This window comes from Shimia sp. NS0008-38b, from assembly GCF_040370365.1.
In the GTDB taxonomy this organism is placed as follows: Bacteria; Pseudomonadota; Alphaproteobacteria; order Rhodobacterales; family Rhodobacteraceae; genus Shimia.
In genome coordinates this window covers 735,107-754,609 of record NZ_BAABWQ010000004.1, presented here as the reverse complement: position 1 = coordinate 754,609, position 19,503 = coordinate 735,107, and the positions used below count along the sequence as shown (strand labels likewise).

General features: G+C 56.9%; 20 protein-coding genes. 8 read left to right on the top strand and 12 right to left on the bottom strand.

Annotation, left to right across the window (positions count from 1 at the left end; genetic code table 11):
* The first annotated feature begins 1 nt into the window (after position 1).
* Positions 2 to 1,357 carry an MATE family efflux transporter gene (locus tag ABWV47_RS20385; RefSeq protein WP_353315198.1) on the top strand — a complete coding sequence of 452 codons (1,356 nt, stop codon included), beginning with the start codon at positions 2 to 4 and terminating at the stop codon, positions 1,355 to 1,357.
* A 1-nt stretch (position 1,358) separates the two neighbouring features.
* Here ABWV47_RS20385 and eda read toward each other — a convergent pair whose 3' ends face one another.
* Genes eda through gap form a run of 4 tightly spaced genes read right to left on the bottom strand, consistent with a single transcriptional unit; the run spans position 1,359 to position 6,326 of the window.
* Positions 1,359 to 2,006, bottom strand: a complete 648-nt coding sequence (eda, locus tag ABWV47_RS20380) for a bifunctional 4-hydroxy-2-oxoglutarate aldolase/2-dehydro-3-deoxy-phosphogluconate aldolase (protein ID WP_353315196.1) — start codon at positions 2,004 to 2,006, stop codon at positions 1,359 to 1,361.
* Entirely contained in the window at positions 2,006 to 3,820 is a 1,815-nt protein-coding gene (edd, locus tag ABWV47_RS20375) for a phosphogluconate dehydratase (protein ID WP_353315195.1), read from the bottom strand. The genes eda and edd overlap by 1 nt, the downstream gene beginning before the upstream one ends.
* Before the next feature lie 37 nt (positions 3,821 to 3,857).
* On the bottom strand, positions 3,858 to 5,312 hold the full coding sequence (gene zwf / locus ABWV47_RS20370) for a glucose-6-phosphate dehydrogenase (RefSeq protein ID WP_353315194.1): 1,455 nt from the start codon (positions 5,310 to 5,312) through the stop codon (positions 3,858 to 3,860).
* 6 nt (positions 5,313 to 5,318) lie between these two features.
* Positions 5,319 to 6,326: a type I glyceraldehyde-3-phosphate dehydrogenase gene (gene gap / locus ABWV47_RS20365; RefSeq protein WP_353315192.1), complete on the bottom strand. Its 1,008-nt coding sequence runs from the start codon at positions 6,324 to 6,326 to the stop codon at positions 5,319 to 5,321.
* 154 nt (positions 6,327 to 6,480) lie between these two features.
* Here gap and ABWV47_RS20360 point away from each other — a divergent pair, with 154 nt between their 5' ends.
* Entirely contained in the window at positions 6,481 to 7,479 is a 999-nt protein-coding gene (locus tag ABWV47_RS20360) for a LacI family DNA-binding transcriptional regulator (RefSeq protein ID WP_353315191.1), read from the top strand.
* Here ABWV47_RS20360 and ABWV47_RS20355 read toward each other — a convergent pair.
* From ABWV47_RS20355 to ABWV47_RS20335, 5 genes are all read right to left on the bottom strand, one after another.
* A complete protein-coding gene (locus ABWV47_RS20355) occupies positions 7,476 to 8,168 on the bottom strand; it encodes a CbiX/SirB N-terminal domain-containing protein (protein ID WP_353315190.1) in 693 nt (230 codons plus the stop codon). The two genes, ABWV47_RS20360 and ABWV47_RS20355, sit on opposite strands and share 4 nt — an antisense overlap.
* Complete coding sequence (locus tag ABWV47_RS20350) at positions 8,165 to 8,734, bottom strand: DUF4202 domain-containing protein (protein WP_353315189.1); 570 nt, start codon at positions 8,732 to 8,734, stop codon at positions 8,165 to 8,167. Before ABWV47_RS20350 ends, ABWV47_RS20355 begins: the two co-directional genes overlap by 4 nt.
* 137 nt (positions 8,735 to 8,871) lie before the next feature.
* Positions 8,872 to 11,082 carry a hybrid sensor histidine kinase/response regulator gene (locus tag ABWV47_RS20345; protein WP_502959728.1) on the bottom strand — a complete coding sequence of 737 codons (2,211 nt, stop codon included), beginning with the start codon at positions 11,080 to 11,082 and terminating at the stop codon, positions 8,872 to 8,874.
* A gap of 7 nt (positions 11,083 to 11,089) precedes the next feature.
* Positions 11,090 to 12,244, bottom strand: coding sequence for an FIST N-terminal domain-containing protein (locus ABWV47_RS20340; protein WP_353315187.1), 1,155 nt, complete (start codon positions 12,242 to 12,244; stop codon positions 11,090 to 11,092).
* Positions 12,245 to 12,300: 56 nt separating this feature from the next.
* Entirely contained in the window at positions 12,301 to 12,987 is a 687-nt protein-coding gene (locus ABWV47_RS20335; protein WP_353315186.1) for a LuxR C-terminal-related transcriptional regulator, read from the bottom strand.
* Positions 12,988 to 13,175: 188 nt separating this feature from the next.
* Between ABWV47_RS20335 and ABWV47_RS20330 the strand changes: the two genes are divergently transcribed.
* Both ABWV47_RS20330 and ABWV47_RS20325 read left to right on the top strand, forming a co-directional pair.
* Positions 13,176 to 13,931, top strand: a complete 756-nt coding sequence (locus ABWV47_RS20330; protein WP_353315185.1) for a YbaY family lipoprotein — start codon at positions 13,176 to 13,178, stop codon at positions 13,929 to 13,931.
* Positions 13,932 to 14,018: 87 nt separating this feature from the next.
* Positions 14,019 to 14,201, top strand: a complete 183-nt coding sequence (locus ABWV47_RS20325; RefSeq protein ID WP_353315184.1) for a CTP synthetase — start codon at positions 14,019 to 14,021, stop codon at positions 14,199 to 14,201.
* Here the strand turns inward: ABWV47_RS20325 and ABWV47_RS20320 are convergent.
* Positions 14,198 to 14,959, bottom strand: a complete 762-nt coding sequence (locus tag ABWV47_RS20320) for an alpha/beta fold hydrolase (protein ID WP_353315183.1) — start codon at positions 14,957 to 14,959, stop codon at positions 14,198 to 14,200. The genes ABWV47_RS20325 and ABWV47_RS20320 overlap by 4 nt on opposite strands.
* A gap of 73 nt (positions 14,960 to 15,032) precedes the next feature.
* Here ABWV47_RS20320 and ABWV47_RS20315 point away from each other — a divergent pair, with 73 nt between their 5' ends.
* Complete coding sequence (locus ABWV47_RS20315) at positions 15,033 to 15,407, top strand: hypothetical protein (protein WP_353315182.1); 375 nt, start codon at positions 15,033 to 15,035, stop codon at positions 15,405 to 15,407.
* A gap of 40 nt (positions 15,408 to 15,447) precedes the next feature.
* Here the strand turns inward: ABWV47_RS20315 and ABWV47_RS20310 are convergent, their stop codons facing one another.
* Positions 15,448 to 16,632, bottom strand: coding sequence for a winged helix-turn-helix domain-containing protein (locus ABWV47_RS20310; protein ID WP_353315181.1), 1,185 nt, complete (start codon positions 16,630 to 16,632; stop codon positions 15,448 to 15,450).
* Positions 16,633 to 16,804: 172 nt separating this feature from the next.
* Between ABWV47_RS20310 and ABWV47_RS20305 the strand changes: the two genes are divergently transcribed.
* The 3 genes from ABWV47_RS20305 to ABWV47_RS20295 all read left to right on the top strand — a co-directional run bounded on the left by ABWV47_RS20305 (position 16,805) and on the right by ABWV47_RS20295 (position 18,533).
* Positions 16,805 to 17,404, top strand: a complete 600-nt coding sequence (locus ABWV47_RS20305; RefSeq protein WP_353315180.1) for a TetR/AcrR family transcriptional regulator — start codon at positions 16,805 to 16,807, stop codon at positions 17,402 to 17,404.
* Between the two features lie 115 nt (positions 17,405 to 17,519).
* Complete coding sequence (locus tag ABWV47_RS20300) at positions 17,520 to 18,194, top strand: PspA/IM30 family protein (RefSeq protein WP_353315179.1); 675 nt, start codon at positions 17,520 to 17,522, stop codon at positions 18,192 to 18,194.
* 54 nt (positions 18,195 to 18,248) lie between these two features.
* A complete protein-coding gene (locus tag ABWV47_RS20295) occupies positions 18,249 to 18,533 on the top strand; it encodes a YiaA/YiaB family inner membrane protein (protein ID WP_353315177.1) in 285 nt (94 codons plus the stop codon).
* A 50-nt stretch (positions 18,534 to 18,583) separates the two neighbouring features.
* Here ABWV47_RS20295 and ABWV47_RS20290 read toward each other — a convergent pair whose 3' ends face one another.
* Complete coding sequence (locus ABWV47_RS20290; RefSeq protein ID WP_353315176.1) at positions 18,584 to 19,459, bottom strand: LysR substrate-binding domain-containing protein; 876 nt, start codon at positions 19,457 to 19,459, stop codon at positions 18,584 to 18,586.
* Between the last annotated feature and the right edge of the window lie 44 nt (positions 19,460 to 19,503).

Genomic DNA, 19,503 nt, shown 5'->3' with positions numbered 1-19,503 from the left:
GATGCGCCACGTGGCGGTGATGTCGCTGACGTCTTCCGTTGGCTTGATGGCCATTTTTGCGGTCGATTTTGTCGATATGATCTTCATATCGATGCTCGGCAATAAAGCACTGGCCGCCGCCGTCGGTTATGCTGGCACGCTGTTGTTTTTTACCAATGCGATCAACATCGGCTTGTCTATTTCGGCAGGCTCTTTGGTGGCGCGCTCCATTGGGGCGGATCAGCCAGAGATGGCACGTGAATATGCGACGTCAGTTGCCATTCTTGGTGTGCTTACTGGGCTGATCGTGCCGGTTTTGGTCTATGCCTACCTTGATCCGATCTTCGGTTGGTTGGGGGCGGAAGGCGAAACGCTGGCGCTGGCCAAACGCTATGTCAGCATTGTGATGCCGACGATGCCTTTGATGTCGCTTGCGATGGTCGGAATGGCGGTCTTGCGGGCCCATGGCGATGCGCGGCGCTCAATGATGGGTACGGTCTTTGGTGGGGCGGTTAACGCCGCGCTGGATCCCGTCTTGATCTTCGGGTTTGGGCTTGGATTGGACGGAGCGGCGTATGCTTCTGTTGTGGCGCGTATCGTGATGTGCAGCTATGCGGTGATCAGCGTTTGGCGGGTGCACCGTGGATTTGCGACGCCATCTCCCAAGAGCCTCAGGCGGGACGCCAAGGCGATTGCGGCGATCGCTGGACCCGCGATTTTGACCAATGTCGCTTCTCCGATCGGAAATGCGATCGTGACACGGGAGGTGGCGGCCTATGGCACCGATGCGGTTGCGGCAATGGCGGTGATCGGTCGCTTGATGCCGGTGGCTTTTGCTGTGGTTTTTGCCCTTTCCGGCGCAATTGGTCCTATCGTCGGCCAGAATTTTGGTGCGGGGTTGTTTGATCGGGTGAAAGGTACCATGCGAGCGGGGTTACAGTTCTTGGCGGCCTATACGTTGTTGGCCGCTTTGGTCTTGTTTCTGGCGCGGGGTTTGATTGCGGATACCTTTGACGCAAAAGGTGAGATGCGCACGTTGATCTATCTGTTCTGTGGACCGTTGGCGCTGATGCAGTTTTTCAACGGGGTCATATTTGTCTGCAACGCCAGTTTCAACAATCTGGGGCACCCGATCTACTCGACCTATGTGAATTGGGGCCGGCATACTTTGGGCACTTACCCTTTTGTCATTTTAGGGGGTGCATATTGGGGCGCGTCGGGGGTTTTGCTGGGCCAAGCCATTGGCGGCGCCTTTTTCGCAGTGGCCGCTGTTTTAATGGCGCTTAAAACAATCAACCGGCTCAGTACTCCTGAACCGGTTGACCCGTTTGCCAAGGACAGCACGCTGCATCATGTCAGCGGACGTCGAAATTGGTAAGTTAGCGTGGTAGCAGAGAAGCCTCTTTGGCCAGCGCCTCAATCTGATCCCACGCGCCGTCTTTGACCAGTTTGGAGGGCGCAACCCAGCTGCCGCCTGCGCAGACCACATTGGCCAATGACAGGTAGTCGGTAGCGTTCTGAGGGTTCACACCGCCGGTTGGACAAAAGCTGATCTGTGGCAGGGGGCTTGCAAGAGAGCCAATGAATTTGGCGCCGCCTGCGGCTTCTGCCGGGAAGAACTTCAACATGTCATAGCCACGTTCCAGAAGAGCCATGGCCTCGCTTGCGGAGGCTGCGCCGGGGAGAAGGGGCAAGCCTTCCGCTTCGCAGGCGTCCAAGAGAATGTCAGTGGCACCGGGGGAGACGCCAAAGGTCGCCCCGGCTTCTTTCGCGGCTTTCACGTCTGCAGGCGTCAAAAGCGTACCAGCACCAACCATGCCACCAGGCACTTCTGCCATGGCTCGGATCACATCAAGAGCGGCTGGGGTGCGCAGTGTCACCTCCAGTGCGGGCAGACCACCCGCGACCAGCGCTTCGGCCAAGGGTTTGGCGTGGGCCACATCTTCAACAACAAGCACGGGTACGATCGGTGCAGCATTGGCGATGTCACGTGCGCGCGCGCTGGCGTCTTTGGGGGTGATTGGCATCAAATGGATCCTTCAAAAATAGAGGCGCCAGTAGTGGCAGAGCCCACCGCGTTGCGGAAAGCGGAAAAGAGTTCGCGACCGGTGCCGGCGTGATAACTGGTGAGGTCGGCCACCACTGCAGGGCGGTCTTCTACACCTTGAGTTATGATTTCCAGAACACCCGCTTCGGCATCGACGCGCACAATATCGCCATCTTGCAGTTTGGCAATGGTGCCCCCGTCAAGGGCTTCAGGAGAGACATGGATCGCGGCCGGAATTTTGCCAGAGGCGCCAGACATGCGGCCGTCGGTGACAAACGCCACCTTCAGACCCTTGCCTTGCATGATGGACATCAAAGGCGTCAGGCTGTGCAATTCCGGCATGCCGTTTGCCTTGGGGCCTTGGAAGCGCACCACAATCACCGCGTCTTCGGTTAATTCGCCAGCTTTGAAGGCCGCTTTGACCTCATCTTGGTCGTGGAACACGCGGACTGGTGCTTCAACAAAGCGGTGCTCCGGCGCGACGGCGGAGATTTTCATGACAGCGGTGCCAAGGTTGCCAGTGAGGCGCGCAAGGCCCCCCGTTGGCTGGAAGGGATCGGTGGCAGGGCGCACAATTTTGTCGTTGAGCGAGGTCTTTGTACCCGGCTTCCAGACCAGTGCGCCGTCAATCAGTTTGGGGTCTTGGGTGTAGTTTTCCAGCCCTTCACCAGCAACGGTTTTGGTGTCGGGATGCAGAAGGTCCGCAGAGAGCAGCTCGCCGATCATGTAGCCAAGACCGCCAGCGGCGTGGAAATGGTTCACGTCGGCCAAGCCGTTGGGGTAGACACGTGCCAGAAGCGGGGTGACGTCAGAAAGCTCAGCGAAATCCTCCCAAGTCAGCACGATACCGCCGGCGCGGGCCATGGCGATCAAGTGGATCAGAAGGTTGGTGGAACCGCCAGTTGCGTTTAGGCCGATGATGCCGTTCACAAAGGCCTTCTCATCCAGAATATCGCAAGTTGGTGTGTAGCTGTTGCCAAGGGCCGAGAGCGAAAGTGCGCGGCGTGCGCCTTCTTCGGTCAGTGCATCACGCAATTCTGTATTGGGAGACACAAAGCTGGCACCGGGCAGGTGCAGTCCCATAAATTCCATCAGCATTTGGTTGGTGTTGGCTGTGCCATAAAACGTACAGGTGCCGGGGCCGTGGTAGGCAGCCATTTCAGAGGCCATCAGCTCAGCTCGATCCGCATCACCCGTGGCGAAGCGTTGGCGCACCTTGGCCTTTTCGTCGTTGGAAATACCGGTGCTCATCGGTCCCGCAGGAAGGAAAACCGCTGGAATATGCCCAAAGCTCTGGGCTGCGATCACCAAGCCCGGCACAATTTTGTCGCACACGCCAAGGTAGACAGACGCATCGAATGTGTTGTGGCTAAGCGCGACGCCGGCGGCGAGTGCAATCACATCACGCGAAAACAGCGACAATTCCATACCTGCTTCGCCTTGGGTGACGCCATCACACATTGCCGGCACACCACCGGCAACCTGTGCGGTGCCACCTGCGGCCCGTGCCGCGTCCCGTATCAGGTTCGGGTAGCGTTCAAACGGTTGATGCGCGGAGAGCATGTCGTTGTAGGCGGTCACGATACCTAGGTTGCCTGCCGATTGGGTGGCCAGAGCAGTTTGGTCTTCTCCCGCCCCAGCATAGGCATGCGCTTGGCCGGAACAGCTTAGATGCGCGCGGGCAGGCCCTTGGCTGGCGGCTTGTGCCATCCGGTCAAGATACGCAGTGCGGTGTGGTTTGCTGCGCTCTATGATACGTGTCGTGACTTTTTCAACGGTTGGGTGGAGAGGCATTTGAGCCATCCTTCCTGTTTTAGGCGTTGGTGTGTGCTTAGTCGCCGATGGGGCGCCAGCGACGGCCACCTTTGTGCATCAGCATAAGGGCTTCCTCCGGGCCGGAGCTGCCGGGGTCGTACGGGACAGGGCGCTGGTTCGCCTCATCCCAAGCGGCAATCAAAGGATCAGCCCAAGCCCACGCGGCTTCAACTTCGTCGCCACGCATAAAGAGCGTCTGGTCGCCGCGGATCACATCCATAATGAGACGTTCATATGCATCCTGAGAGGTCAGATCATCTCCAAGAGCATCCGCAAATGACATGTCCATGGACACTTCGGTAAGGCGCATGCCGCCGGGGCCGGGCTCTTTGATGGTGGTGCGCAGGGTGATGCCTTCATCCGGTTGCAAACGAATGATCAACGCATTGCCTTTGCGGCCTTCCATTTTGTTCGGAAAGATGTTGTGCGGAGGATCTTTGAAGATCACTGCGATCTCTGACACACGATCACGCAGATGTTTGCCAGTGCGCAGATAAAACGGAGTCCCTGCCCACCGCCAATTGCCGACTGCAAGCTTCATTGCGATGTAGCTTTCGGTGCGGCTATCGGGGTTTTCGACATCGTCAAAATAGCTGCCATTGTCGCGTCCTGACCGATATTGTCCGCGCACGATATCGCTGAGTTCAACAGCTTCAAGGGCTTCAATTACTTTGACTTTTTCGTCGCGTACCGCGTTTGGGGTGAACTTGGAGGGCGGTTCCATAGCAATGAGGCAAAGCAATTGCATCAGGTGGTTTTGCACCATATCGCGCATGGCACCAGACTGATCGTAGTACCCGCCGCGTCCAGCGACACCAATGCTTTCTGCCACCGTGACTTGCACATGATCAATATGTGTGGAGTTCCAAAGCGGCTCAAACAGTGAATTCGCAAACCGCAGCGCCATGAGGTTTTGTACGGTTTCTTTGCCAAGATAGTGGTCGATGCGGTAGATTTGCTGTTCGTCGAAATGGCGCAACAGAGCTTTGTTGAGCGCTTGCGCACTTTGCAAATCATGCCCGAAAGGTTTTTCAACAACAATACGGCTTTCAGGCGTGGCGATGCCATGCGTGCTTAGCCGCTCGGCAATGGCACCAAAGAGAGATGGAGAGACCGATAGGTAGAACGTGCGTATGGTGTCTTGCCGCAGCGCCTTTTTAAGGGTGTCCCAACCGGTTTCTCCCATCGCGTCGATGTGCACGTAGTCCAAACGCTGCAAGAACTCTTCCAGCAGATCAGCTGGACGCAGGGTTTCGTCAACAAACTCGACTATGGCGGCTTTGACCAAGGTTTGAAACTCGGCGCCGCCAATTTCTGATCGCGCCGAGCCAATGATTTTTGCCTCAGATGGCATCTGCCCCGCGCGGAAACGGTGAAACAGACCCGGCAGAATTTTACGCCGGGCCAAATCCCCGGTGGCGCCAAAAATCACAAGATCGAAAGGCTCTACCGGAATGACGCGCGCGACCATCTGTCTTTACCCCTTCAAGATTTCGCCCATGCGGCGACCTGTATCTAGCATGCGGTTGGAGAAACCCCATTCGTTGTCATACCAGCTTACCACACGAACGAGGCCATCGTCGGTGACACTTGTCTGAGCCGGAGCAAAGATCGAAGAATGGCTGTCGTGGTTGAAGTCGACGGACACCAGAGGCGCGTCCTCATAGCCAAGGATGCCCTTTAGCGGGCCTTCAGCAGCGGCTTTGATTGCAGCGTTTACCCCTTCAACTGTGGCGCCATTTTCTGGAACAAAGACCAAATCCACCATAGAGACATTTGCGGTAGGCACGCGGATTGCGGAGCCTTCAAGCTTGCCCTTCAGGTGAGGCAAAACCAAGGAGATAGCGCGGGCTGCACCGGTGGACGTTGGGATCATCGACAGAGCGGCTGCACGGGCCCGATATAGGTCTTTGTGTGCAGTGTCATGTGTTGGCTGATCGCCGGTATAGGCGTGAATTGTCGTCATGTAGCCAGTTTTGATGCCAAATGCGTCGTCGAGTACTTTTGCGACTGGACCGAGGCAGTTGGTGGTGCAGGAAGCGTTGGACACAATCACGTCGTCTGCGGTCAATGTGTCGTCGTTGACGCCGAAAACGATTGTTTTGTCTGCGTTTGCGCCCGGTGCTGAAACCAGAACACGTTTTGCACCGCTTTCCAGCAGCAGTGCCGCCTTGTCACGGGCGGTGAAAATGCCTGTGCATTCGTAAGCCACATCCACGTCGGACCATGGCAACTCTTGTGGATTGCGGATTGCGGTCAGGCGGATGTTTTGGCCGGCGACCTTCATAACATCACCGTCCAGTGTGACGTCCGCCTTTAGGCGGCCGTGTACACTGTCGTATTTGAGGAGGTGAACAAGGTGATCATTGGGGGAGAGATCGTTGATGGCGACAACTTCGATGTCATCTGTGCCGCTTTCGATCAGAGCCCGCAAAACGCCGCGCCCGATGCGGCCGAATCCGTTGATGGCAATCTTGGTGGTCATGTCTTTCTCCCAACAAATCAAAGGGCGCATTTGATAGCGCAACCGTTAGCGCTATCGGTATACGCAAAGGCAACGGGAATCAAGAGTGTTATCCGCTCCGATTTAGTTCGCTTTGGGGCTTGCGTTGCGCTGACTTGTGGCAGACGATCCGCGCATGGGAAAAAAGCTTCTGCTCAAAGACATTGCCAAGCTCGCGGGGGTCAGCGAGATGACAGCGTCTCGCGCTATGCGCGGGGCACAGGATGTCTCTGCTGCAACGCGCCTGAAAGTTGAACAAATCGCGCGAGACGTCGGCTATGTGCCGAATCGCATAGCTGGTGCATTGGCGTCTAAAACGGTGAACCTTGTTGGGGTCGTGGTCCCAAGTCTCAATTCGTCGGTTTTTCCTGAAGTGCTTTCGGGCATCAGTTCGACGTTGAAGACCACAGCTTTGAAGCCGGTCATTGGCGTTACGGGCTATGATTTGCTGGAAGAAGAAGAAGTTATCCGCGAGATGCTGAGTTGGCGACCGACCGGTGTTGTCGTGGCGGGGCTTGAGCATAATGAAGCCGCGCGCAAGATGTTGGCCAATGCGGATTGCCCCGTAGTTGAGGTGATGGATGTGGATGGTGACCCGGTTAAGCATTGTGTCGGGATCTCCCACCTAGAAGCTGGGCGGGAAATGGCGCAAACAATCTTGAAGTCTGGATATCGCAAGATTGGTTTTGTCGGCACCAAGATGCCTCAGGATTTTCGTGCTGAAAAACGGTTCAAAGGGTTCGTCGAGGCGCTGGGAGAAACCGGTGTTTCGCTGATCGATCAGGAGCTCTATTCGGGGGTGTCGTCAATTGAGACCGGCAACATGCTCACGGAGATGCTGCTGAAGCGCACGCCCGAGTTGGAGTGCATCTATTTCTCCAGTGATGTGCTGAGCGTTGGCGCCTATATGCATTGCCTGTCCAAAGGGATTTCTGTGCCGGATGATTTAGCATTGGCTGGCTTTAACAATTTGGAATTGTTGAGAGGTTTGCCGCTAAAGCTTGCGACCACAGATGCACATCGATACATGATCGGCCAAAAGGCGGCTGAGATTATCCTAGCCAACCAAGATACCAACAGCTTAGCGCAGGTGATGACGTTACAGCCTCAGCTGACCACCGGGCAGTCGCTTTAGCGTGCAGTCTTCAGGCTGTGGGCGACCATTTGCGCCACCTGCGGCCAGCTTCCAAGCGGGGCAAGTAGATCCCCTGAAAACGCTGCCTTTTCGAGCCCCTCAGGAATGTCTTCTCGGCAATGGTCGCCCTCCAATGCAAAGAAAGGCAGGCACAACGTTTGCCGTGGCAAGCCTCGGGCAGCCTGTTCAATAAAGGGCGCTTCTTCGACAAATCCAACAGTGATTTTTAGGCTCTCAAATCGCTTGGAGAGCGCATCGCAGAAGGCCTGCGCCGATTCGGCGGCTTTTGGACCACGGGCGGAGCCATGCGCAGCCACGAGGAGATGGCTTTCGGGCTCGCGCCAGCCTCGGTTGGCGAGCGCGTCGCGCACCGTATTGGCGGCGAAGTCTGGCAGGTTTTGGTCAAATCCCAAAGGCGGCAAAATGGTCAACGGCGCGCCGTTTAGTCGTTTTGGCAGGACCTTCCCGACAAACCAGCCGTCGGCCATAAACATCGGAAAGACCTGCGATCCTTCGGCTATTTCAGAGGCTTGACGCTCAAGGGCCCCCGGCATGGCAAGCGTGGCTGCGCGAATGTTCCAGCCGGGCAGATGGTCTTGCACAGCCTTGGCGAACCCCATCAACCAGAGCTCTGGTGGAACCGGTGCAGAGGGTTGGCCGTGGGCGACGATCAGCGCCTCGCGGCTCATGCGGCAGGGGCTTCAAAGGCGGCGGCAAGATCGGCCGGAAGCTCAAATTCCGCCAAGACGCGCACCCGGGCATCAGCCGACATTTTGCGTGCGGTTTTCCTCACGATATCCACAACCTTTTCATGCGGATGTTTGGCGGCGAAAGGCGCGAAGTACCATTTCAAGAAGGTGAAACAGATAATGTCTTCAAGGGCTTGCACCTCTTCGTTGCGCTTGATGCCCTCTTTGCGCAACATGGCGCCCGCAGCGACAATATCTTCTTCATCATACTGAGCGTCTGCCATGATTTCAGACACGCGGTTGGCGTGATGTTGTCCAAGCTCACGACGCCAAGAGAGGTAGCCGGCGCGCCCCTCTGGGAAATCAGCACGTTTGAGCACCCAACGCTCAATGTGTTGTCCCCTCGCCGCGATCTTTAACGCTTCAGACGCATTGGGGAAAAGCCGGTTTGCCTCCTCGCTCATGCGCTGTCCATAGAGCAAAGCCTCAGGCTGGCCATCATCCAAATTTGGGTCTTTGGCATTGGCGTTGTCGATGGCGTCCAAGGCGGTTTGAAGGCGGGTCATGGCTGGCTCCGGGCTGCTATTGTTCTATGAGTTTTAGGCCGCATCCGCCCGCCCGAAAAGGGCAAAACGGAACGTCGGTATTGCGTCTGTATCGCGGCTGTAATGCGGAGGTGCGAAATTTGGCCATTTGACGGTGCCTAGGCGTTGGGTTTTGGCGCGTTTTGCAATGCCTCACGCAACGCGTCCAAGTCCAAGGGTTTGTGCAACACAGGCACATTGAGACGTTGGCATTTCTCGATCACCTCGCGCGATCGGTTTGCGGTGATGACGCAGGCTGGCAGGGGGCCATACAGCCCGCGCAATACTGTGATCAAGTCGGTGCCGGTTGCGTCATCGTCAAGTTGGTAGTCGGCAAGCACCACGTCCGGCGCGATGTCGATCTCTCGCAGAAGGTCGAGCGCTTCGCGGTCACTGCCACAGGCCAGAACGTCGGCCCCCCAGTTTTCCAGCGTCATGGAAATGGCGTTGCGTAGGGCATTGTCGTTTTCCACCAAAAGCACGATGCGGTGCGTCAGCGAAGGTGTGTCTTGCGGGGCATCTTGTGTGGCGCTGGGCACTGCGGCGGGGGCGTAGGCAATTGGGAGCGACACACAGAAGCGGGTGCCGCGGCCCGGTTCTGACTGCATCAAAAGTTGATGATCCAGCAGTCTGCAAGCGCGTTCTACAATCGCCAAACCAAGGCCGAGGCCTTCGGCAGGGCTCGCGGCGGCGTTCACCCGGTGGAATTCGTCAAAGACTTTGGTCTGCTGCTCGCGCGGGATGCCGGGGCCTGTGTCCCATATTTCCACAACGGCCTTTTGTCCGCGTATCCGGGTGCCAATCAAGACCCGGCCCTGCTCCGTATAGCGCAGGGCGTTGGCAATGAGGTTTTGCAAAATGCGGCGCAGATAGGTGGCGTCTGAGTGCACAGTGACATCTTGCACGCGCAGGTCAAAACGCAAACCTTTGTCTTCGGCCGCTGGTGCAAATTCGTCGTGTAATTGTCCAAGGATTACACCCAAGGGGATTTGCGACATGTGTACCGCTGCGCGCCCGGAGTCGAGCCGCGAGATATCGAGCAATGCACCAAGTATGTGCTCGACACTTTGCAGCGCGCTGTTGGCTTTGGCGAGGCGCTGACGTTGGTCCTCGGTGCGCAGGTCGCCATCTAGTGAAGACATATATAATTTGGCGGCGGACAGTGGTTGCAATAGATCGTGGCTGGCCGCCGCAACAAAGCGGGACTTGGACGCATTTGCGCGCTCTGCCTCGGCCAATGCATCGCGCAGCTCTTCGGTGCGTTCCTGCACGCGGCGCTCCAGAGTTTCGTTGACTTGAGAGATCGCGCGGATGGCGCGGCGTTCAGTGGTGATGTCCGTGAAAGAGATTACAAAGCCGCCATCGGGCATGGTTTGAGCAAATACCGCCAAGGTGCGGTCTTGCCCCAGATCGACCTCCAATGACAGGGGCGCGCGTGTGCCAAGGCGGGCCGCCCAATTTGCCAGCGCTTCTGCGTCTGCCGCGTTTTGGAAGGCGAGCTTGCGCGACAATTGTTCAAAGATTGTGGCAAATGGCAGCCCCAGCACAAACCTGTGTAGAGGAATAGAGAGCAGTTCGCCCATCCGGCGGTTCCACCCAACCAGGCGGGCGGTGCGGTCAAAGATGCCAACCCCCTGCTTGAGGTGTTCAAGCGTGGCTTTGATCAGACGGGCCTGATCGTCGAGCAGGCGTTCGCGTTCCTGCCGTTCAATCAACATCATGTCGGTGACGTCGGTTTGCAGCACCACGGTGCCCCCGTCGCGGGTGCGGTGCTCAGACACTTGCAGCCAGCGATCTCCTGCCATACGGGCGTTGAACACCACGTGCTGCTCCGTGTGGCGGATCATACGTTGTTCTGCCCAATCCTCGGCGGTCATACCGTCAGGCAGATCCAGATAGGGGCTTTGCGAAACGATGCGCACGTAGTCGGAAAAGGCGAGGCCAGATTTAAACAGGTGGTGCACGTCGCGCATGTGTTTGCCAAAACGGCTGTTGCACATCACCAGCTTTTCTTCTGCATCAAAAAGGGCAAAGCCTTCTTGGACCGTTTCGATGGCATTGGCGAGGTTCGCCCGCGCGGCTTCTGCGCCCGCATTGGCCTGCGCCAGCGAGGCGTTGGAGGTGTTCAGCAAATCCAGCGCGTGTTCGAGCTCGCGGGTTCGGGCGCGGACCTCTTCCTCCAACATCACAGCGCGCTCAAATTGCGCGTAGGCGACCCCGGTGGTGTCAGGGCTGGCCTCTGCGCGGCGCATCAATGTGTCGACCACTTTCAGAAGCTTGGCGTTTTGCCGCTCCAGCGTGTCAGCCGGATTGATGAGTGCGTCGCTCAGCATCGTGTCAGCGATCTTGTGGCGGGTAAATCGCCACGCCGGTGAAGGTTTGGTTTACGTGCATCGAATTGACTTGTTCGCCGTAGGTTGAAAAGCCAACCACCCGGTGTTTGGCGAGCACGCGAGAAATATCGCCAGTGATCTGTTTCTGTGTGGCTTCTACCCGGCGGAGCAGGCAATCGCAGCCTAAGATCATCGCAGGGGGGCGTTGTTTAGACAGCGTTGCCAATTCGCGATCCAAATGGGCAACCATGTCGTCGGGTTCTGCCAAGGTGAGCACAACCCCTTCATCAATTGCGGAGAAAAACACGAGATCACCGTTGTCAGCCACTTTTTGGATGGATCGTACGTGGGTTTGATCGCCGATACGCACCACCACGGGATGGGCGGCAAAGGTGAACGTGGAAAGCTGTTCGGGGTCTTTGCCCAGCAGGCGCGCATATTCGCGGGCCGCGGGTTCGGCGTTGATTTCTTGCACCAGGCGTTTGGCTGGATCAGCGCCGGTTACCACCATACGGCGTGTGGTGGGTTGCAGATGATCGACTTTGAACACATGCACGGGACAGTTGGTGCGCGCCTGAATGAGCACCGCTGCATTGGAATGAAAGGCGCCATCAAAGAAAACATGTGTTTTTCCAAAGGCTTCACCATCTCCGGCAGAGCCGCCAAACAGCGGCACTGGGCCCAGCCCCATAGCGAGATCGGCGGCGAGGGCGTCCTCACGTGTGGACAGGCCGTCCACCATCAGAAAGGCAAACTCAGATGCCCAGCGAGGGTGATCTTTGGCCAATTCATTGCGGTTGTGGATCATGGTTGTGATCCGGTCCTGTGCGCGGATGTCATGCAAATCGTCTATGAACAGACAGCGCACACCAAAATGGGCTGCGGGCAGGCCAATGGCGACGATGTCATTTTCGCTATATCCGGTTTCGCCCAGTTCGCCCGCAGTGGTGCAGCCGACCACCTGTGTGCCTGAGAAGTGGCGCTCGACCGACGTCACAAATGCGGGCAGATCGGTTTGCGGTGATACAAACAGGATAACCAAAGACAAAGGGTCTGTGCCCAAAGCCTCAACAAGTTGCGCGACCGCATCTGCGGCGCGGCAATCGGCAAATCCGGTGCGCACAATATCGGTGTTTGTCAATGGTGTGCTGGCGTCCATGCTGGCGTGTTCCTCCCACGGTCGCTCCCCAAACCGTCTCGGACAGACTAGGCGGGCTAGCCGCTGCTGCGCAAGTGCTCCTCAAAGCTGGCCTCTTTGGCGATCAATACAGCCTGCGTGCGGCTGTGGACACCAAGTTTGCGCATGATCGCAGTGATATGTGCCTTGACGGTGGTTTCGGCAATGGACAGCTCATAGGCAATTTGTTTGTTCAATTTGCCTTCACAGATCAAATCAAGGATGCGGGCCTGTTGCGCGGTCAGTGAGGCCAGGCGCGCGACAGCGTCCTGCGTGCTGGCGTCAGCCTCAGCCGTTGGCATGTGACCTTCCGGCACAAAGGTTTGCCCTGCGGCAAGGGTTTGCAGGGCGCGGCGAAACAGGTCGCGCTGGCTGTGTTTGGGGACAAACCCGGCCGCCCCTGCTTGCAGTGCGGCATTTATCGTTCGGCTGTCCGCCATGGAGGACACCACCAGAACTTTGGCACGTGTGGACTTGCGAAGACGCAATAGGCCGTCAAAGCCGTCCACATCGGGCAAATTTAGATCAAGCACCACCAAATCCGGGGCAGGTTCGGATGCGAGGCGGTGCAATGCATCTGCCAAACAGGGGGCAGTGGCCACTGTTTTGATGGGGGACACAGCCTGCAGCGTCATGACCAAAGCGTCACAAAACAATGGGTGATCATCCACCACAAGTGCGCTTGAGAACCGTATGGGGGCGGAGAAACCGTCTGACGTAGCCATTTTCCCAACGTAACAGACATGCGCGCCACGCCAAGGGGGTCAAAAGTCGTAAAGTCCCGATCTAAAACACTTCGGTTCTGGTTTGTTGGCGGTACGCCGCCGACAACGATTGTCAGAGTTTGTTACGAGTGCGTGTCATGCTTAGGTAGATCCCAGAGATTTTACAGTTTGTGCATGCAGGATCAAAAATGGTGCAGTTTGGGACTATGAAGGCGGGATTGGGTGCGGCGGTGGCTGTTGTGGTTGCGCTGAGCGCCGGAGCGGGGGCCGCCGACATCCGCGATTTGACGGGCAGCGTCGCCTATCGTGAAAAGATCGCCTTGCCACAGGGTGCGTTGGTCGAAGTGCGGCTGTTGGATGTGAGTAAGATGGATGTGGCCGCAACTCTCTTGGCCAGTCAGACGTTGCGCCCGGCGGGGCAAGTGCCGGTAGACTATCGGTTGAGCTACGATGACGGGATGGTGCTGGACAGCGGTCGTTATGCCGTTAGCGCGTTGATCCGCGTGGGGGATCAGGTGTTGTGGCGTAGCACAACTGTGCACCCGGCGCTGACGCGTGGGGCCCCGGCACAGGTAGATGTCATGTTGGAGAAAATGGTGGAATCTCAGAGTGGAGCGTTGAGTGGCAGCAACTGGCGCGTGGTTGAACTCGCGAGCGGCTCAGTGCAGAGCGAGAAGCCGCCTGAACTGCGCTTCGGAACCGACGGTCGGGTCAGCGGCACCAGCGGATGTAACCAGTTTACCGGGAGCTACACGCAATCTGGTGAGGTGTTGAGTTTTGGCAATATGGCGGTCACACGCATGGCCTGTATCGGCGATTTGGGGGCTCAGGAAACCGCATTTTTTGACGCGCTTTCAAAGGTATCCGGCGTTGGCCTGCGCGCTGGGCAGACTGTTCTTGTTGACCATGATGGCGCGGTGGTCATGCAGATCGCGGCTCCTTGACCATCCCCCAACCTACGTCTGATCCATGTCAAAGCGATGCGTGGGGTGGTCTGCAAAACAAGGGAAAACCGCAAAATGGAGTTTCCCATGTTACGTTTGGCAATCATTTTACATCTGTTTATTGGCGCAACTCTTGCCGGTGTTGGTGTGATCGTCGCGCTGATGGCGGGAACTGACATGGGCTTTGGTCTGTTTTTGGCGGCGCTGGTTGGGTTTTTCGCAGGTTTTCCAGTCAGCTGGAAAGTGTCGCAAGTGCTTTATGCCCGTTAAGCGATGTCGAGCCAGGCTTGCACAGACGCGATGAATTCACGTGGCTTTTCGGCGTGTAGCCAGTGGCCCGCGCCGGTGATTTTCGCAAATCGGGCCTTGGGAAATTTCTCTCGGATCATCGGCCGTTGGTCATGTGTGACATAGTCCGACGTTGCGCCGCTGAGAAATAAGGTGGGTCCTTCGTAGCGCCCGGTGGTAACCGGAAAACCCAGAATTTTGGGCATTTCGCGATCCAAGACATCAAGGTTCAGACGCCAGCGTTGCTCTTTGACATCCAAGGATTGCGTGAAAAACGTCTGTAAAGTGGTGTCTTCCAGATGGTTTGCCAATTGCGCTATCGCATCGGATCGTTTGGCAACCTGGCTGAGGTCAACTGCACGCATGGCTTCGATGTTTTGGTTCTGATCGTGCCCGTATGTGACGGGCGCGATGTCGGCGATGATCAGTCTGTTGACCAATTCCGGCTGCGTGAGCGCGAGCATCATCGCAGCTTTGCCCCCCATGGAGTGGCCGAGTACGTCCATCGGGCTGCCCAAATGGTGGATCACTTCGGCAAGGTTGGCGGCCATGTCCTCGTAGGAATGGCTATCAAACCAAGGGCTTTGCCCATGATTGCGTTGATCCACACAGATCACCCGACGGTGGGCGGAAAGCCGTTTTGCAACAGCGCCCCAATTTCGGCCAGAGCCAAACAGCCCGTGCACAATCAGAAGCGGGGGGTGGGGGCTGGCGGTGCCATGATCAATGAAGTTCAACATAGGGCCGTGATACCGTGGCCGGGGCAGGTGTTCCAGAGTTGAGTGCAAAGTCGTGACAGTCTAGAGTGTCGCCATGATTGCTTCACACGACATTGATGACAAAGTAACGCAGCTTCTGGAGCTTGCGCGCGAGAAATTTGGGGTACGTGCAAAGACGTTGGATAAGGCCATGCGCAAGTTGGGGCGGCGTGTTCCGTCGCGGTTGCATCGGCAGGCCGAGGTCATCAGCGCGGCGCAAAAACTCGGCGGAAATCCGAAGTTGATGGTGCAGGTTGACGGTGATGCAGTGGGGTGTGCCTTTGCTGAGATCAAAGCGCATCTGTCTTCTGTAGACGTGCGGGAGCGGCGCATTGACCGGCTTTTGGATGTTCTGGGCTCAATAAGCTTTAATTTGATTGCGCTTACGGCACTGCTGATCGTGTTTTTGCGTTGGCAGGGTGTGCTTTAGGTCACAGACCTTGCGCTGTGGTGGATGTGGCGGGACCGTTTCACTGCGGCGGGGCGGATGGCTCGGGTGCACAGACCCATTGGATGTCTGGTGTGCCAATGAAGCGGCCCATGCGTGTGAGCTCAGCGGTGAGTTTGTCAGCGCGCGCGGATGTCCATTGTACGCCTGGTTCGCGCCATAGTTTTGTGACCGTAAGCTGACCTGATTTCCGGTTTGCCTTTGCCTCAATGCGGCCGACAAAACGATCACCTTCCAAGAGTGGGTACACATAGTAACCCCATTGGCGTTTGGCGGCGGGCACAAAAATCTCGATACGGTAGTCAAAGCCAAACAGGCGCGACAAACGGGTGCGGTCGCGGACCACAGGATCAAATGGGTTGAGCAGCCTTAGGCGCGATGTCGGGGCGGGCACTTTGGCCAGGCGGTCCTCAATGTCGTGGGGCGCCAGCATTGTCACCCAGTCCCCGTCGGCAGATTCGACTTGGACGTCTTGCAGCGACATGGTGTCCAACCAAGCGCGTACGTCGGACGTGTCCATGGCTTCCCAAAACCGCTTGATGTCACCTGGGCTCGCAAAACCAAGCCGGTCGAGGGCCTGTGTGCAGAGCCAATTGTGTTGGTCTTGTTCCGGGATCTGGGTGGCGCGGATGTGATCAGGGACGACGCGCTCAGGCAGGTTGTAGAATTTCTTGAAGTTGTGCCTGTAACATGTGGCCAAGCTGCCTGCGTACCACATGTAGTCGAGCGCCTGCTTATGAGGCGGGCGGGACCACATCTCTTTGGGGCCGTCAACTTTGGTGTCGAAGGCTTCCGTGGATAGCGCGCCTTCATTGGCGATACGGGCTTTGATCTCGGCGAGATCCACCTTCTCCAATGCGGTTTTGAACCAGCCTTTGCCGTCCATGCGCGCCTTGCGCCGGGCAAATTGCACCGTCCAATAGGGGTAGCTGTCCATCGGCAACACGGAGGCATCATGGGTGAAATGCTCAAACACGCTGCGGTCGTCGGCGAGCAATTTGTTGAGCATCGGTTCGCGGTAATTCTGATTGCGTGTCCACAAAATGTGATGATGCGCGCGTGACAACACTTGAATGCTATCGAGCTGAACAAACCCCAGCCGCTTGATGATCGCTAAGGGATCAGCGGGGCCGGTGGGGGTTTCTGCAAGGCCCTGATTGAACAGCCAGAACCTGCGCGCATCGCGATTGGAGATCTTAAGTGTCATGCAGGCACGCTATCCAGATTGTGAGAACATATAAAGAACAAAATGGTGAGTCATGGCGCGATTGTCGGTTGAAGACCTGCCTTGCGCGGAAAACAAAGCTGTGACGGTGGGCTTGCGCTGTTGTTGTCTCACGCGGTACATACATGAACGTAGTTCAAGAGTGGATGTGGCGATGGCAGGCAAAGTGGCTGAGCGGCGTGCAGCGTTGCGCATGAAATTGATCGATGCGGCGCAGACACAGATTGAGCACGGCGGGTTATCGTCTCTTAAAGCACGAGATTTGGCCAAAGAGGCTGGCTGCGCTTTGGGCGCGATCTACAACGTGTTTGACGACTTGCATGACCTTGCTCTGGAGGTGAACGGGCGGACGTTCAAGAAACTCGGGGCCGCTGTGACCGCGTCTTATGCCGGCAGCGAAGCCCCGCGGGCACGATTGATACAGATGTCCAATGCGTATCTCGATTTTGCGGCTGCTCACCCCAAGCTGTGGCGCGCGCTATTTGACATTGAAATGCCAGCCGATGGCCCTGTGCCGGATTGGTATATGACCTCTTTGGGGGGGCTGTTTGCCAATATACGACAGCCGCTAAGCGAGCTTTTCCCGCAGATGGATGAGGCAGAGTTGAGCCTGATGACACGGGCGATGTTTTCGGCGGTGCATGGCATTGTGCTGTTAGGGTTGGAGAACCGGATTTCCGGTGTGCCGCCCGAGCATATTCGCACCATGATCGCGCAGGTGCTGTCGCGTATCGGTCCCACAGCCACGGCCTAAGCAACACGTTTCAAAAGGTAAGGTTTTCCTGAACATCGTTCAAATAATACTTGAACAATGTTCAGGAATTTTCTATCTCCCAAATCATGAACGATGTTCACAATTGGAGAGACTCATGTTTGGAACTTTAAAAACCCTTATCTCTGGCAGCAGCGCCCGTGCTGAAGAGCGGGTTCGAGATGTTTATGCAATTGAACTCATTGATCAAAAAATTCGAGAGGCCACAGACAATCTGAAAGCTGCGAAGATGGCGCTGGCAAGTTTGATTCAGCGCCAACGCAATGAAGCCCGCCAGATTGATCTTCTGGATGCACGGGGCGCAGACCTTCTGTCGCGTGCCAAGGAGGCTCTGGATGCGGGACGCGATGATCTGGCGCAACAGGCGGCACAGGCCGTTGCCGACTTGGAGAACGAATTGTCTGTGCGTCGTGAGACTGATGCACGTCTTGAGACCCGTGTCTTGCAGTTGCGTCAATCGGTCGAAACGGCGCATCGCCGCATAATCGACCTCAAACAAGGGGCCCTCTGCGCACGCGCAATTCGCAAAGAGCAAGGCATTCAGCGCCGAGTGAACCAACACTTGGGTGGGGACAGCCCGTTTGAGGAGGCCGAAGCGCTGATTTCACGAGTGATGGGAGAGGATGATCCGTTTGAACAGGGAGAAATCCTACGCGATATCGACGCAGGGTTGGAGCACACCAACATCGCCGGACGTATGGCCGATGCGGGGTTTGGTGCTCATGCCAAGGCAACCGCATCGCACGTTTTAGATCGGCTGAAAGCCGAATGATAACCCCACATTGACGACACGACCAACGCATCAAAAATTCAACGGAGAGATCACATGACACAACGTAATGACAATGGCACCATCATCATGCTCAATATGGCGGGTGTGGCGCTTGCTTATATTCTTCTGGGCATTTCGCTTTGGCTGTCCACCGACGTGCCGCTGTCCACCAAAGGCTATTGGGGCATGGGGGTTGTGCTGTTGACAATCAGCCTGATCAACGTGGTCAAATATCGCTTTGACAATCAGAGCCGCGAAGATCGCATTCGTCGTATCGAAGAAGTGCGGGACGAAAAAATGCTGGAAGAGGCGCTGTTGGAGACCAAATCTGACATCTAATCCGCCAAAGTTTCTATGCCGCCTGCGCGTATGTGCCGGGCGGCATAGCGCTAGGTGTCGATATGCGACAGAAGCCATTTTTTAAAGAGACGCTCTTTGGGACTGAGCAGGCGTGGCAACGTTAAGATGTAATACCCCAAAGTCCCCGCGGGCAAACAAGCGATCCTTTTGAGCGTGCCTGCGGCCACGTCACGTTCCACAAGGCTGCTTGGATTGACTGATATGCCAAGTCCGGCGATGGATGCAGAGAGCACAAGCTGATTGCTGTCCAATAACGTCATATTCACCGCGTCCAGATCCAATCCGGCCTCTTGGAGAACGCGCCGCATTTCCAGCATGTGCGGCTCCATCACCCAAGGCATTTGAGCGGTGTCCTCCAAGCGCTCAACCGGGTTTTCTTTCAAGAACTCAGGTGAGGCGACCACCCAAAAATCCCCGCGTGTGAGAAGCTGTGCCTCGGTGCCCGGCCAGTGCCCGCTGCCGAACCGAATGGCCATGTCCACACCGTCTTTGCGCAGGTCGACCAATTTTGTGCTCGGGTGGATGTTAACGGACACCTCGGGGTGGGCCTTCCAGAAGCCTCCGATACGCGGCATCAGCCAATTGGTGGCAAAGGTGGGCGTGGCGCTGACAGTCAGCGGGCGGTCATCGGTTTCGCGGCGCAGCGTTGTGATCGCTTCGGCAATCGTTTCAAATCCGTCGCCCAGCTGACGTGCGAGATGTAGCCCGGCCTCCGTTGGGGCCACGCCGCGTCCCGCGCGAGTCAAAAGAGGCGTGGCCAATTCTGTTTCCAAGTGACGTACGTGTTGCGCGATCGCCGCATGGGTGACGTTCAACTCGCGTGCAGCGGCGCTGAGGCTTTGGTGGCGCGCGGCGGCCTCAAAGGCGCGCAGGGCCGAGAGGGAGGGAATGTCTGTCCAGTTCATTTGTAATTACAACTTACATATTGGAATTTGTATTGAATCGCTTC

Excerpts from the sequence above, each read along its gene's own strand:
- ABWV47_RS20290 (WP_353315176.1), bottom strand. The coding sequence starts at position 19,459 with ATGAACTGGACAGACATTCCCTCCCTCTCGGCCCTGCGCGCCTTTGAG.
- ABWV47_RS20335 (WP_353315186.1), bottom strand. The coding sequence starts at position 12,987 with ATGGCTACGTCAGACGGTTTCTCCGCCCCCATACGGTTCTCAAGCGCA.
- ABWV47_RS20325 (WP_353315184.1), top strand. The coding sequence starts at position 14,019 with ATGTTACGTTTGGCAATCATTTTACATCTGTTTATTGGCGCAACTCTT.
- eda (WP_353315196.1), bottom strand. The coding sequence starts at position 2,006 with ATGCCAATCACCCCCAAAGACGCCAGCGCGCGCGCACGTGACATCGCC.
- edd (WP_353315195.1), bottom strand. The coding sequence starts at position 3,820 with ATGCCTCTCCACCCAACCGTTGAAAAAGTCACGACACGTATCATAGAG.
- ABWV47_RS20340 (WP_353315187.1), bottom strand. The coding sequence starts at position 12,244 with ATGGACGCCAGCACACCATTGACAAACACCGATATTGTGCGCACCGGA.
- ABWV47_RS20385 (WP_353315198.1), top strand. The coding sequence starts at position 2 with ATGCGCCACGTGGCGGTGATGTCGCTGACGTCTTCCGTTGGCTTGATG.
- ABWV47_RS20360 (WP_353315191.1), top strand. The coding sequence starts at position 6,481 with ATGGGAAAAAAGCTTCTGCTCAAAGACATTGCCAAGCTCGCGGGGGTC.
- ABWV47_RS20330 (WP_353315185.1), top strand. The coding sequence starts at position 13,176 with ATGGTGCAGTTTGGGACTATGAAGGCGGGATTGGGTGCGGCGGTGGCT.
- ABWV47_RS20320 (WP_353315183.1), bottom strand. The coding sequence starts at position 14,959 with ATGTTGAACTTCATTGATCATGGCACCGCCAGCCCCCACCCCCCGCTT.
- ABWV47_RS20350 (WP_353315189.1), bottom strand. The coding sequence starts at position 8,734 with ATGACCCGCCTTCAAACCGCCTTGGACGCCATCGACAACGCCAATGCC.
- ABWV47_RS20300 (WP_353315179.1), top strand. The coding sequence starts at position 17,520 with ATGTTTGGAACTTTAAAAACCCTTATCTCTGGCAGCAGCGCCCGTGCT.
- gap (WP_353315192.1), bottom strand. The coding sequence starts at position 6,326 with ATGACCACCAAGATTGCCATCAACGGATTCGGCCGCATCGGGCGCGGC.
- zwf (WP_353315194.1), bottom strand. The coding sequence starts at position 5,312 with ATGGTCGCGCGCGTCATTCCGGTAGAGCCTTTCGATCTTGTGATTTTT.
- ABWV47_RS20315 (WP_353315182.1), top strand. The coding sequence starts at position 15,033 with ATGATTGCTTCACACGACATTGATGACAAAGTAACGCAGCTTCTGGAG.
- ABWV47_RS20305 (WP_353315180.1), top strand. The coding sequence starts at position 16,805 with ATGGCAGGCAAAGTGGCTGAGCGGCGTGCAGCGTTGCGCATGAAATTG.
- ABWV47_RS20355 (WP_353315190.1), bottom strand. The coding sequence starts at position 8,168 with ATGAGCCGCGAGGCGCTGATCGTCGCCCACGGCCAACCCTCTGCACCG.
- ABWV47_RS20310 (WP_353315181.1), bottom strand. The coding sequence starts at position 16,632 with ATGACACTTAAGATCTCCAATCGCGATGCGCGCAGGTTCTGGCTGTTC.
- ABWV47_RS20295 (WP_353315177.1), top strand. The coding sequence starts at position 18,249 with ATGACACAACGTAATGACAATGGCACCATCATCATGCTCAATATGGCG.